Source organism: Pantoea sp. EKM103V (genome assembly GCF_011800365.1).
GTDB classification, from domain to species: domain Bacteria; phylum Pseudomonadota; class Gammaproteobacteria; order Enterobacterales; family Enterobacteriaceae; genus Pantoea; species Pantoea anthophila.
Map to the genome: position 1 here is coordinate 15,538 of NZ_JAALFQ010000005.1, position 13,652 is coordinate 29,189.

13 protein-coding genes are annotated in these 13,652 nt (G+C 54.8%); all 13 read left to right on the forward strand.

All coding sequences use genetic code 11. The features are described from left to right. The first annotated feature begins 64 nt into the window (after positions 1-64). The 13 genes from ovoA to atpD all read left to right on the forward strand — a co-directional run bounded on the left by ovoA (position 65) and on the right by atpD (position 13,644). Positions 65-2,203 carry a 5-histidylcysteine sulfoxide synthase gene (gene ovoA / locus HFD97_RS12385; protein ID WP_167432068.1) on the forward strand — a complete coding sequence of 713 codons (2,139 nt, stop codon included), beginning with the start codon at positions 65-67 and terminating at the stop codon, positions 2,201-2,203. Between the two features lie 103 nt (positions 2,204-2,306). After that, a complete protein-coding gene (gene asnC / locus HFD97_RS12390) occupies positions 2,307-2,768 on the forward strand; it encodes a transcriptional regulator AsnC (protein ID WP_009088190.1) in 462 nt (153 codons plus the stop codon). A 155-nt stretch (positions 2,769-2,923) separates the two neighbouring features. After that, positions 2,924-3,364 (forward strand): FMN-binding protein MioC, encoded by a 441-nt coding sequence (gene mioC / locus HFD97_RS12395; protein WP_058957195.1) that lies wholly within the window; start codon positions 2,924-2,926, stop codon positions 3,362-3,364. A 433-nt stretch (positions 3,365-3,797) separates the two neighbouring features. Next, positions 3,798-5,687, forward strand: a complete 1,890-nt coding sequence (gene mnmG, locus HFD97_RS12400; RefSeq protein WP_009088193.1) for a tRNA uridine-5-carboxymethylaminomethyl(34) synthesis enzyme MnmG — start codon at positions 3,798-3,800, stop codon at positions 5,685-5,687. A 47-nt stretch (positions 5,688-5,734) separates the two neighbouring features. Beyond that, entirely contained in the window at positions 5,735-6,352 is a 618-nt protein-coding gene (gene rsmG / locus HFD97_RS12405; RefSeq protein ID WP_009088195.1) for a 16S rRNA (guanine(527)-N(7))-methyltransferase RsmG, read from the forward strand. A 712-nt stretch (positions 6,353-7,064) separates the two neighbouring features. Next, the gene (gene atpI / locus HFD97_RS12410) at positions 7,065-7,445 is read left to right on the forward strand and encodes a F0F1 ATP synthase subunit I (protein ID WP_009088196.1); all 381 of its coding nucleotides are present in this window, start codon (positions 7,065-7,067) and stop codon (positions 7,443-7,445) included. A gap of 8 nt (positions 7,446-7,453) precedes the next feature. After that, entirely contained in the window at positions 7,454-8,272 is an 819-nt protein-coding gene (gene atpB / locus HFD97_RS12415; RefSeq protein WP_009088198.1) for a F0F1 ATP synthase subunit A, read from the forward strand. 105 nt (positions 8,273-8,377) lie between these two features. Beyond that, entirely contained in the window at positions 8,378-8,617 is a 240-nt protein-coding gene (gene atpE / locus HFD97_RS12420; RefSeq protein ID WP_003849523.1) for a F0F1 ATP synthase subunit C, read from the forward strand. Positions 8,618-8,722: 105 nt separating this feature from the next. Further along, complete coding sequence (gene atpF, locus HFD97_RS12425; RefSeq protein WP_009088200.1) at positions 8,723-9,193, forward strand: F0F1 ATP synthase subunit B; 471 nt, start codon at positions 8,723-8,725, stop codon at positions 9,191-9,193. Positions 9,194-9,207: 14 nt separating this feature from the next. Then, positions 9,208-9,741, forward strand: a complete 534-nt coding sequence (gene atpH / locus HFD97_RS12430; RefSeq protein ID WP_009088203.1) for a F0F1 ATP synthase subunit delta — start codon at positions 9,208-9,210, stop codon at positions 9,739-9,741. A 14-nt stretch (positions 9,742-9,755) separates the two neighbouring features. Continuing rightward, positions 9,756-11,297, forward strand: a complete 1,542-nt coding sequence (gene atpA / locus HFD97_RS12435) for a F0F1 ATP synthase subunit alpha (RefSeq protein ID WP_009088205.1) — start codon at positions 9,756-9,758, stop codon at positions 11,295-11,297. Between the two features lie 52 nt (positions 11,298-11,349). Next, positions 11,350-12,216, forward strand: coding sequence for a F0F1 ATP synthase subunit gamma (gene atpG, locus HFD97_RS12440; RefSeq protein WP_003849534.1), 867 nt, complete (start codon positions 11,350-11,352; stop codon positions 12,214-12,216). 30 nt (positions 12,217-12,246) lie between these two features. Next, on the forward strand, positions 12,247-13,644 hold the full coding sequence (atpD, locus tag HFD97_RS12445; protein ID WP_009088209.1) for a F0F1 ATP synthase subunit beta: 1,398 nt from the start codon (positions 12,247-12,249) through the stop codon (positions 13,642-13,644). Positions 13,645-13,652: the final 8 nt, after the last annotated feature.

Genomic DNA, 13,652 nt, shown 5'->3' on the forward strand with positions numbered 1-13,652 from the left:
TCTGGCAGAAAAGCTTCTTTGCTATAGTTTACCGTTTCACTTACTCAGCAATCTGGAGCTTCCTGTGACGCTTGCTCAACCCCACTGCGATCTGCCTGCACCTACGCGGACGTTATTGCTCTCCGGCCAGAATAGCGAACAAAAACGTGCCGATTTGCTGGCCTATTTCCATCAGACCTGGGAGCAGTATGAGAGTCTGTTTACCTGTCTGGCGGATCCGCAGGCCTGGTTCACCAAAGCCATTCCGCTGCGCCACCCCCTGATTTTCTATTTCGGTCATACGGCGACCTTCTACATTAATAAGCTGATGGCCGGACGTCTCATCGACGCGCGTCTGAACGATCGCATCGAAGCGATGATGGCGATTGGGGTGGATGAGATGAGCTGGGACGATCTCAACGACAGTCACTACGACTGGCCCACCGTCGATGAAGTGCGTGAATACCGGGGACGTGTGAAAGCCCTGGTCAGCGATCTCATCCAGACCATGCCGCTGACTCTGCCGATCGACTGGGAAAGTCCGGCCTGGGTGATCCTGATGGGCATCGAGCATGAGCGCATCCATCTGGAAACCTCCAGCGTGTTGATCCGCCAGCTTCCGATTGAGTGGGTTAAGCCGCAGTCCGCATGGCCCATCTGTCCGCTGGCGCGCCACCAGCGTCAGGCTGTTCCGGCCAACGCCCTGCTGCCGATGCCCGGCGGCACGGTCACGCTGGGTAAAACTGACGACACCTACGGCTGGGATAATGAGTATGGCCGCCAGCAGATTACGCTGCAGCCGTTCCAGGCGAGCAAAATGCTGGTCAGCAACGCAGAATTTCTGGCCTTCGTCGAGGCGGGAGGATATCAGGATCGTCGCTGGTGGGATGATGAAGGCTGGGGCTGGTGTCAGTTTGCCAAAGCAGAGATGCCCACCTTCTGGGTTGGCACACCTGAGATGCCCGATCAGCTGAAACTGCGTCTGATGTGTGAAGAGGTGGCGATGCCCTGGGACTGGCCTGCCGAGGTCAATCAGCTGGAAGCCGCCGCCTTCTGCCGCTGGAAAGCAGATCAGACGGGGCTGGCGATTCAGCTTCCCTGCGAAGCGGAGTGGACTCAGCTGCGCGAACAGGTTGCCGGCGACCAGCCACACTGGGAGCAGGCACCGGGCAACATTAACCTGGCTTACTGGGCCTCCTCGTCACCGGTCGATCTGTTCGCCCAGGGCGACTTCTTCGATATCGTCGGCAACGTCTGGCAGTGGACCACCACGCCAATTAACGGCTTCGAAGGCTTCCGGGTCCATCCGCTTTACGACGATTTCTCGACGCCGACGTTTGATGGCAAGCACTCGCTGATCAAAGGGGGCAGCTGGATATCCACCGGCAATGAAGCCCTGAAATCGGCACGCTATGCGTTTCGCCGCCACTTCTTCCAGCATGCCGGTTTCCGCTATGTGGTGTCCGGGCACAGGGAGAGCATGGCGCTGAATCCGTATGAATCTGACGCCATGGTGTCGCAGTATCTCGACTTCCAGTATGGCCCGCGCTATTTCGGCGTGGAAAACTATGCCGAAAGCCTGGTGAAGCTGGCGCTGAATTACACCCGCGCCCGGGGCGACGCCCTGGATATCGGCTGCGCGACCGGACGCGCCAGTTTCGAACTGGCCCGCCACTTTGAACGCGTCACCGGCATGGACTACTCGGCGCGCTTCATCGATGTGGCGCTGCAGCTGACCAGCGGTGAAGATTTCCGCTATCTCCTGCCTCAGGAGGGCGATCTGGTCGAGTATCGTCAGGTTCGCCTGAAAGATTTCGATCTGGAGAGCGATCTGGCGCAGCGAATCCGCTTTGTGCAGGGGGACGCCTGCAACCTGAAGCCGCAACCGGCCGGTTACGATCTGGTGCTTGCCTCCAATCTGATCGATCGTCTGCGTCAGCCCGCGCGCTTCCTGCAGGATGTGACGCCGATGCTGCGTCCGGGCGGCATTCTGCTGCTCTCATCGCCTTACACCTGGCTGGAAGATTTCACGCCGAAAGAGAACTGGCTGGGCGGCGTGCGGGAAAACGGAGAGGCCCTGACGACCCTGCAGGCGCTGCAACGGCTGCTGGCTGCCGACTTCGAGCTGATCGATGAACCGCAGGATGTGCCGTTCGTGATCCGCGAAACGGCCCGCAAGTTCCAGCATACGCTGGCGCAGGTCACCGTCTGGCGCAAACGCTAAGCAACCCGGCAGCGGCGCCCGTCGCTGCCGGGAGTTGCCTGAACCACTATTTTGCTGCACATTCACCCTTGTTCACTTAAGCAGACCCACAACGAGGATGGCCATGGCCGAACATCTGCAGCTCGACAACCTGGATCGCGGCATTCTGAATGCCCTGCTGGAGAATGCGCGCACCGCTTACGCCGAGCTGGCAAAGCAGTTTAATGTCAGTCCCGGCACCATTCATGTGCGCGTAGAGAAGATGAAGCAGGCGGGTATTATCTTGGGCACGCGGGTGGATATCGATCCGCGCCAGCTGGGGTTTGATGTCTGCTGCTTTATCGGCATTATCCTGAAGAGCGCGCGTGACTATCCGGCGGCGCTGAGCAAACTGGATGCGCTGGATGAGGTGGTTGAAGCCTGGTACACCACCGGTCACTACAGCATCTTTATTAAGGTGATGTGCCGGTCAATCGATGCCCTGCAGCAGGTGCTGATCAACAAGATCCAGACCATTGATGAAATTCAGTCAACCGAAACCCTGATCTCGCTGCAAAACCCGATCATGCGTACCATCAAGCCCTGATCGTTCCTTCCCCTGTGCATAATCTTATCCCTGACGAATGTGGCGGCTGACAACGGCTGCGTTCGCCTTTCCCGATCCATTAACCCTGTTGTCCACAGGTGGATCACCGCTTGATCACAGCGTACAATGCTCGCCTTACTGTCCGGGAGAGCAAGATGGCCGATATTACCTTAATCAGTGGCAGTACTCTGGGAAGCGCCGAGTATGTGGCTGAACATCTGGAAGAAAAATTACAGGAAGCAGGCTTCTCCACGCAGCTGCTGCATGGCCCGGAGCTGGATGAGGTGCCGCAGACCGGTATCTGGCTGGTGGTTTGCTCAACGCATGGTGCCGGCGATATCCCTGACAATCTGCTGCCACTCGCTGAAGCTATCCGCGACAGCCAGCCTGATCTTTCTCAGGTTCGCTTTGGCGCTGTCGGACTCGGCAACCATGAGTACGATCTCTTTTGCGGCGCGATCCGCCAGATTGATGCGCTGCTGACCGCACAGGGGGCGCAGCGGATAGGCGATCGTCTGGAGATTGACGTGCTGGAGCATGAGATCCCCGAAGATCCGGCAGAGGCCTGGCTGGAAACGTGGAAAAACGCGATCTGAATAGTGGACGGGGATCGCGAAATAGTGACGATCCCCAGTGGAAGATGCTGATTTTATCCTTTTCCGCTCGTTTATTTTGTGGATAACTACCCTCTTTTACTGCGTATAACCGGTAGTTATCCAAAGAACAACCGATGCATGTTTTTTGAGCTGTGTATAACCTAAGGTTTTGATCCCAGCTTATACGGATCAGGATCACCGATCACTCACAGCTAGTGATCCTGCCCATCCTGTTGTTTATGCAATGCTTCTGGCACATATCCACAGGAGGCCGGGATCCTAATAAGAGATCTAACAGAAAGATCATATACAGATCTAAGATCCTTTCTTTTAAAACCGGACGATCCCGCGGCTTTCACCCCAGACGGAATTTGAGTAGAATCCACGCCCCAGGACGACGATCCTGCACGTTCATCAACCGAGGTACCACTTCATGTTTTATCAGGATCCTTTTGACGTCATCGTAATTGGTGGTGGTCATGCGGGCACCGAAGCCGCAATGGCGGCAGCCCGAATGGGTCAGCAAACCCTGTTACTCACCCATAACATTGATACGCTTGGACAAATGTCCTGCAACCCGGCGATCGGTGGCATTGGCAAAGGACATTTGGTGAAGGAAGTGGATGCCCTGGGGGGTCTGATGGCCCATGCGATCGACCAGGCCGGTATCCAGTTTAGGATACTAAACGCCAGCAAAGGGCCGGCGGTGCGGGCCACCCGTGCTCAGGCCGATCGCGTGCTCTATCGCCAGGCGGTGCGCACTGCCCTGGAGAACCAGCCTAATCTGATGATCTTCCAGCAGGCGGTCGACGATCTCATCGTTGAAAACGATCGTGTGGTGGGTGCCGTGACTCAGATGGGACTGAAGTTCCGCGCGAAAACCGTGGTACTGACCGTCGGAACCTTCCTGGACGGCAAAATTCATATCGGTCTGGACAACTACAGTGGCGGTCGCGCAGGTGATCCCCCGTCCATTCCGCTGGCAAAACGACTTCGCGCGCTGCCGCTGCGGGTAAACCGCCTCAAAACCGGCACGCCGCCGCGCATTGACGCTCGCACCATCGATTTTTCAGTGCTGAGCCCGCAGCATGGGGATAACCCGATGCCGGTCTTCTCGTTTATGGGCAGTGCCGCTCAGCATCCGCAACAGGTGCCGTGCTGGATCACCCATACCAACGAGAAAACCCACAACGTGATCCGCGAAAACCTGGATCGCAGCCCGATGTACGCCGGGATCATCGAAGGGATCGGCCCGCGCTACTGCCCGTCGATCGAAGACAAAGTCATGCGCTTTGCCGATCGTAACTCGCATCAGATCTTCCTGGAGCCGGAAGGGCTGACCAGTAATGAGATCTACCCGAACGGTATCTCTACCAGCCTGCCGTTTGACGTGCAGATGCAGATCGTCCGCTCAATGAAGGGGATGGAGAATGCGAAGATCGTGCGTCCGGGTTATGCCATCGAGTATGACTTCTTCGATCCGCGCGATCTCAAACCGACGCTGGAGAGTAAGTTTATCGACGGCCTCTTCTTTGCCGGACAGATCAACGGCACAACCGGTTATGAAGAAGCCGCTGCGCAGGGGATGCTGGCCGGTCTGAACGCCGCCCGTCAGTCTGCTGACAAAGAAGGCTGGGCACCGCGTCGCGATCAGGCTTATCTGGGCGTGCTGGTTGATGACCTCTGTACGCTCGGCACCAAAGAGCCGTACCGCATGTTTACCTCCCGTGCCGAATACCGTCTGATGCTGCGCGAAGACAATGCCGATCTGCGTCTGACCGAAACCGGCCGTGAACTGGGTCTGGTCGATGATGCACGCTGGGCGCGCTTCAACCAGAAGCTGGAAGCGATTGAGCAGGAGCGTCAGCGTCTGCGCGATATCTGGGTTCATCCGAAATCCGAACACGTTTCCGACGTCAACACGGTGCTCAGCGCGCCGCTGACCAAAGAAGCGAGTGGTGAAGATCTGCTGCGTCGTCCAGAGATGACCTATCTGAAGCTGATGGCGCTGGAGGCCTTCGGCCCGGCACTGGCCGATGAGCAGGCCGCTGAGCAGGTTGAGATTCAGGTGAAGTATGAAGGCTACATCGCGCGTCAGCAGGAAGAGATTGATCGTCAGTTGCGTAATGAGAACACGCTGCTGCCGGTTGAGCTCGACTATCGCCAGGTGAATGGACTCTCCAATGAGGTGATCGCCAAGCTGAACGATCACAAGCCGACGTCGATCGGGCAGGCGACGCGCATTTCCGGTATTACCCCGGCGGCCATCTCGATTCTGCTTATTTACCTGAAAAAACAGGGTCTGCTGCGCAAAAGCGCCTGATCTTAAACGGGGCGAGGAGACTCGCCCCCGCTGAATGGACTTATGCTGTGATTAACACACTCACGTCGCTGCTCAATGCAGCCGGTATTTCCCTCTCCGATCAACAAAAACAGCAGCTGGTTGCCTATGTCGGCCTGCTGGATAAGTGGAACAAAGCCTACAACCTGACCTCCGTCCGCGATCCGCAGCAGATGCTGGTGCGTCATATCCTCGACAGTATCGTGGTGGCGCCGCACCTTCAGGGCGCACGTTTTATTGATGTTGGCACCGGACCGGGTCTGCCAGGCATTCCGCTGGCTATCGTCATGCCGGATGCGCACTTTACGCTGCTCGACAGTCTGGGCAAGCGGGTCCGGTTCCTGCGTCAGGTTCAGCATGAGTTAGGACTTACTAACATCACTCCGGTCCAGAGCCGGGTAGAGACCTTCCCGGCGGAACCCCCGTTCGACGGGGTGATCAGCCGTGCTTTTGCCTCCCTGACCGATATGGTGACCTGGTGTCATCATCTGCCGGGAAGGGAAGGGCGCTTCTTTGCGCTGAAAGGGGTACGACCAGATGATGAAATTGCCGCTTTACCGGCGGGCTTTGGGGTAGATTCCGTCATCAGACTGCAGGTGCCTCAGCTGGACGGTGACCGCCACCTGGTCATTCTGCGTCACCAGTAACCTTATCGTCAGCAGGGTCTTAGCGCGTTTCAGCCTCAGGCCCTCTCAGGCGGCTGATTAAAAAAAACGCAGACGAGATCGGTGTGATAAAAGTTTTTGATTAAACGCGCGCGGTAAGAAGGTTAAAAAGGCCGATGGAAATTATCCGAAAAGCTCTGTTACATTTAACCTTTAATTCACATTTGGTTATCAGAAATATCACTTGTATAGCCGGGTAGCGGAATAAAAATAGTCACGTCAGAAAATATATCGCGGTAATAACCTGCCGTGCGTAATATCAGTTTCACGATTCTCAGGCACAGTTCGATGTCAATAGCCTGTTTTCCGGGAAATTACGCTTTCCGCTACAGCGATCTAATTTTAAGTGGCTGATTCAACTAGCCTTAACCGATGCAGGCCGGGCGCTGAAATAGCACCCTGATAAAACTCATTCTTGCGCAGGTGCTTATTATGTGATCTAAAGCACGCTTTAAAAGCAAGACGCCAGTGAATTTTCAGTCCGATTCAGATGAATTCCGGCAGGGTAATCTTTGGAAAAATAGCCCTCCGGAAAGAAATTTAAATAATTGTTCACCTTTTCGCTACTTACCGATTGAAATCGCAGGTGCGGCCCGTATAATTTGCACGGCTTTTGCTGCTTGACTCAACTGCGCAAAGGCAGTCTTATACGACACGCGACATACCCCTGATGGGGCAGGAGAGTATCAGCGTCATGTCAGTGTCTCTTTACAGTGTGAAATTCGCCCGAACGGTGCTGATGATTCAGCTGGTGACGATAGTCATCATCGGCGCACTCTTTGCTGTTAAAGATGTCACGTGGGGTGTCTCTGCTCTTGCTGGCGGAGCGGCAGCCTGGCTGCCAAACGTATTGTTTTTGTTTTTAGCCTGGCGCCTGCAGGGGCAATCCCCCGCTTCGGGGCGAGTCGCGTGGAGCTTCGCTTTAGGTGAAATAGCCAAAGTGTTTGCGACCATCATTTTGCTCATTGTGGCGTTGGGTCTATTCGGCGCGGTCTTCTGGCCGGTCGGAATAACCTGGTTATCGGTGCTGGTGGTACACATGCTGGCACCGGCGGTAATTAACAACAAAGGGTAAGAGGCATCATGGCTGCAGGAGAAATCTCTACTCCGCAAGAGTACATTGGTCACCACCTGACTCATCTTCAGTTGGACCTGCGTACCTTCGAGTTAGTGAATCCGCACGACGCTCCCGCGACGTTCTGGGTATTAAATATCGATTCCATGTTTTTCTCTCTGGTGCTGGGAGTTATCTTCCTGGTGTTGTTCCGTAGCGTGGCGAAGTCTGTCACCAGCGGTGTGCCAGGGAAAATGCAGGCGGCTATCGAACTGGTTGTCGGCTTCGTTGATAGTAACGTGCGCGACATGTATCACGGTAAGAGTAAACTTATCGCCCCGCTGGCTCTGACAATCTTTGTCTGGGTCTTCCTGATGAACTTCATGGATCTGCTGCCAATCGACCTGCTGCCTTATATCGGCGAGCACGTATTGGGGTTACCGGCGCTGCGCGTCGTACCGTCTGCAGACGTGAACATCACGCTCTCTATGGCGTTGGGCGTATTTATTTTGATTCTGTTCTACAGCGTCAAAATGAAAGGCATTGGCGGCTTCACGAAAGAGCTGACGCTGCAGCCTTTTAACCACCCGATCTTCATCCCGATCAACCTGATTCTGGAAGGTGTGAGCCTGCTGTCTAAGCCTGTGTCACTGGGTTTACGACTGTTCGGTAACATGTATGCGGGTGAACTGATCTTTATCCTTATTGCCGGTCTGTTGCCGTGGTGGTCACAGTGGGTGCTGAATGTGCCGTGGGCCATTTTCCACATCCTGATCATTTCGCTACAGGCTTTCATTTTCATGGTCCTCACGATCGTCTATCTGTCGATGGCATCTGAAGAGCATTGATTTTTTTCTCAACACTACTTTCCCTCCTGATTCCGGGTGGCAGCGCACGCCGCTGAAGCCCGGAAGATGAAGGGAGCATTTAACTGAAACAAACTGGAGACTGTCATGGAAAACCTGAATATGGATCTGCTGTACATGGCTGCCGCTGTGATGATGGGCCTGGCGGCAATCGGTGCTGCGATCGGTATCGGCATCCTCGGAGGAAAATTCCTGGAAGGCGCTGCTCGTCAGCCTGACCTGATTCCTCTGCTGCGTACGCAGTTCTTTGTTGTAATGGGTCTGGTGGATGCAATCCCGATGATCGCTGTTGGTCTGGGTCTGTACGTGATGTTTGCTGTCGCCTAAAGCCCTGTGTTCACTCAGCGCACAATGTGCAGGGGTGAACGGATTCTGCCGCTTATCGCTGATAACGGCAGAAAAGTTAAATACTCAATCTAGAGGCATTGTGCTGTGAACATTAATGCAACAATCCTCGGCCAGGCTATCGCGTTCATCCTGTTTGTCGCGTTCTGCATGAAGTACGTATGGCCGCCGATTATGGCTGCCATCGAAAAGCGCCAGAAAGAAATTGCTGAAGGCCTTGCTTCTGCTGAACGTGCGAAGAAAGATTTGGATCTCGCGCAGGCTAATGCGACCGACCAGCTGAAAAAAGCCAAAGAAGACGCTCAGGTCATTATCGAGCAGGCGAACAAGCGTCGCACGCAGATTCTGGACGAAGCCAAAACCGAAGCTGAAAACGAACGTAATCGTATCGTGGCACAAGCGCAGGCGGAAATTGACGCCGAACGTAAACGTGCACGTGAAGAACTGCGTAAGCAAGTCGCGTTGCTGGCTATGGCTGGCGCCGAGAAGATCATCGAACGCTCCGTGGATGAAGCTGCTAACAGCGACATCGTTGATAAACTGGTCGCTGAACTGTAAGGAGGGAGGGGCTGATGTCTGATCTGATTACTGTAGCTCGCCCCTACGCCAAAGCAGCTTTTGACTTTGCTGTTGAGCATCAAAGTATTGAACGCTGGCAACAGATGCTGGCGTTCGCCGCAGAAGTGGCTCGCAATGAACAGATGGCTGATCTTCTCTCTGGTGCGTTAGCACCGGAAGCGCTGGCAGCGTCGTTTAACGCAGTCTGTGGTGATCAACTGGATGAACCCGCGCAGAACCTGATTAAGGTGATGGCGGAAAACGGACGTTTGACAGCGCTTCCGGCTGTACTGGCCCAATACATCGAACTGCGTGACGCTCATGAAGCCACCGCTGAAGTTGATGTTATCTCCGCCAGTACGCTGAGTGACGACCAGCTGAATAAAATCAGCGCCGCGATGGAAAAACGTCTGTCACGCAAAGTTAAGCTGAATTGCAAAATTGATAAGTCTGTGATGGCAGGCGTGATCATCCGTGCGGGTGATCTGGTTATTGATGGCAGCGTACGCGGCCGTCTTGACCGTCTGGCTGACGTCTTGCAGTCTTAAGGGGACTGGAGCATATGCAACTGAATTCCACCGAAATCAGCGAACTGATCAAGCAGCGCATTGCTCAGTTCAATGTCGTGAGCGAAGCTCACAACGAAGGTACGATTGTTTCTGTAAGTGACGGTATCATCCGCGTACACGGCCTGGCCGATGTCATGCAGGGTGAGATGATTGCCCTGCCGGGTAACCGTTACGCTATCGCCCTGAACCTCGAGCGTGACTCGGTTGGTGCTGTGGTGATGGGTCCTTACGCTGACCTCGCCGAAGGCATGAAGGTTAAGTGTACTGGCCGTATTCTTGAAGTACCGGTAGGCCGTGGCCTGCTGGGCCGCGTCGTGAACACCCTGGGTGCTCCTATCGACGGTAAAGGCGCAATCGACAACGACGGTTTCTCACCGGTTGAAGTGATTGCTCCTGGCGTTATCGATCGTCAGTCAGTCGACCAGCCGGTTCAGACCGGTTATAAGTCGGTCGATGCGATGATTCCAATCGGCCGTGGCCAGCGTGAGCTGATCATCGGTGACCGTCAGACCGGTAAAACCGCGATGGCGATCGATGCGATCATCAACCAGCGCGACTCAGGCATCAAGTGTGTCTACGTTGCGATTGGTCAGAAAGCCTCAACCATCTCTAACGTGGTTCGTAAGCTGGAAGAGCATGGCGCACTGCAGAACACCATCGTTGTTGTGGCGTCTGCGTCTGAATCTGCTGCACTGCAGTATCTCTCTCCGTACGCAGGTTGTGCGATGGGCGAATACTTCCGTGACCGCGGTGAAGATGCGCTGATCGTTTATGATGACCTCTCCAAGCAGGCTATCGCATACCGTCAGATCTCTCTGCTGCTGCGTCGTCCACCAGGTCGTGAAGCATTCCCTGGCGACGTGTTCTATCTCCACTCTCGTCTGCTGGAACGTGCATCACGCGTAAGCGCTGAATATGTTGAGCGTTTCACTAATGGCGCGGTGACAGGTAAAACTGGTTCACTGACGGCACTGCCGATCATCGAAACTCAGGCGGGCGACGTTTCTGCGTTCGTTCCGACCAACGTAATCTCGATTACTGACGGTCAGATCTTCCTGGAATCGAACCTGTTCAACTCCGGTATTCGTCCGGCGGTTAACCCAGGTATTTCGGTATCCCGTGTTGGTGGTGCTGCACAGACCAAGATCATCAAGAAACTGTCCGGTGGTATCCGTACCGCGCTGGCACAGTATCGTGAACTGGCGGCGTTCTCGCAGTTCGCTTCTGATCTGGATGATGCAACCCGTAAACAGCTGAGCCACGGTCAGAAAGTGACCGAGCTGCTGAAGCAGAAACAGTATGCGCCGATGTCTGTCGCGCAGCAGGGTCTGGTTCTGTTCGCTGCCGAGCGTGGCTACCTGAACGACGTTGAACTGGCAAAAATTGGTAGCTTTGAAGCTGCACTGCTGGCCTTCGCCGATCGCGACCACGCTGAGCTGATGGCTGAAATCAACCAGTCGGGCAACTTTAACAACGATATCGAAGCGAAGCTGAAAGGCCTGATCGATACGTTTAAAGCAACCCAGTCCTGGTAATGTCTGGCGGCTTGTCTGAAAAGGCAGGCCGCAAGGCTTTGAGGAGAAGCTAATGGCCGGCGCAAAAGAGATACGAAGCAAGATTGGAAGCGTGAAAAACACGCAGAAAATCACCAAAGCGATGGAAATGGTCGCCGCCTCCAAGATGCGTAAAACGCAGGAACGCATGGCGGCCAGCCGTCCGTATGCAGACACCATGCGCAAAGTGATTGGTCACCTTGCGTTGGGTAATCTGGAATACAAGCACCCTTACCTGGAACAGCGCGACGTCAAGCGCGTCGGCTACCTGGTCGTTTCAACAGACCGCGGGCTTTGTGGTGGTTTGAACATTAACCTGTTCAAAAAATTACTGGCGGATATGAAGTCCTGGTCCGATAAAGGCGTGCAGAGCGATCTGTCGATTATCGGTTCAAAAGGGGCGTCATTCTTCAGTGCTGTGGGTGGCAACATCGTGGCGCAAGTCAGCGGCATGGGCGATAAACCTGCCCTGTCTGACCTGATTGGCCCGGTAAAAGTGATGTTGCAGGCTTATGATGAAGGCCGCATCGACAAGCTGATGATCGTCAGTAACAAGTTCAATAACACCATGTCTCAGACTCCGACCATCACCCAACTGCTGCCGTTAGCGCCAGCGGAAGGTGAAGAAGAGATGAAGGCGAAGACCTGGGATTACCTGTACGAACCCGATCCGAAAGCGCTGCTGGATACCCTGCTGCGTCGTTATGTCGAATCGCAGGTTTATCAGGGTGTGGTGGAAAATCTGGCCAGTGAGCAGGCCGCACGTATGGTGGCGATGAAAGCCGCAACCGATAACGGCGGAAATCTGATCAAAGAGCTGCAGTTGGTGTACAACAAAGCTCGTCAGGCCAGCATCACCCAGGAACTTACCGAGATCGTCTCGGGGGCCTCCGCGGTTTAACCAGGTTTGGAATTAGGTAGAGGATTCAAGATGGCAACTGGAAAGATTGTCCAGATTATCGGCGCCGTTGTTGACGTCGAATTCCCTCAGGACGCGGTACCGCAAGTGTACAGCGCCCTCGAGGTGATGAATGGTGATGCACGTCTGGTGCTGGAAGTTCAGCAGCAGCTGGGCGGCGGCGTTGTGCGTACCATCGCAATGGGTACGTCTGACGGCCTGAAGCGTGGTCTGAACGTCAACGACCTGCAGAAACCGATTCAGGTTCCAGTCGGTAAAGCGACCCTGGGCCGTATCATGAACGTTCTCGGCGAGCCAATCGATATGAAAGGCGAGCTGAAAGAAGAAGATGGCAGCGCAGTAGAGATCGCCTCTATTCACCGCGCGGCACCTTCTTATGAAGATCAGTCTAACTCGCAGGAACTGCTGGAAACCGGCATCAAGGTTATCGACCTGATGTGTCCGTTTGCGAAAGGCGGTAAAGTCGGTCTGTTCGGTGGTGCGGGTGTGGGTAAAACCGTCAACATGATGGAACTGATCCGTAACATCGCGGCTGAGCACTCAGGTTACTCTGTGTTTGCTGGTGTGGGTGAGCGTACTCGTGAGGGTAACGACTTCTACCACGAAATGACCGACTCTAACGTTATCGATAAAGTTGCGCTGGTCTATGGCCAGATGAACGAGCCGCCGGGTAACCGTCTGCGCGTCGCACTGACCGGTCTGACCATGGCGGAAAAATTCCGTGATGAAGGCCGCGACGTTCTGCTGTTCATCGATAACATCTACCGTTATACCCTGGCCGGTACAGAAGTTTCTGCACTGCTGGGTCGTATGCCATCTGCGGTAGGTTACCAGCCAACGCTGGCAGAAGAGATGGGTGTGTTGCAGGAGCGTATTACCTCCACCAAGACCGGTTCAATCACCTCCGTACAGGCCGTTTACGTTCCTGCGGATGACCTGACTGACCCGTCACCAGCGACCACCTTCGCGCACCTGGACTCAACCGTTACGCTGAGCCGTCAGATCGCCTCTCTGGGTATCTACCCGGCCGTTGACCCGCTGGATTCTACCAGCCGTCAGCTGGATCCGCTGGTTGTGGGTCAGGAGCACTATGATGTTGCACGTGGCGTTCAGTCACTGCTGCAGCGTTATCAGGAGCTGAAAGACATCATCGCCATCCTCGGTATGGATGAGCTGTCTGAAGAAGACAAACTGCTGGTGGCACGTGCGCGTAAGATTCAGCGCTTCCTGTCTCAGCCGTTCTTCGTTGCGGAAGTATTCACCGGTTCACCGGGTAAATACGTTTCCCTGAAAGACACTATCCGTGGCTTTAAAGGCATCATGGAAGGTGAGTTTGACCACCTGCCAGAGCAGGCCTTCTACATGGTTGGTGCCATCGAAGAAGCCGTGGAAAAAGCGAAGAAACTGTAATAACGGTT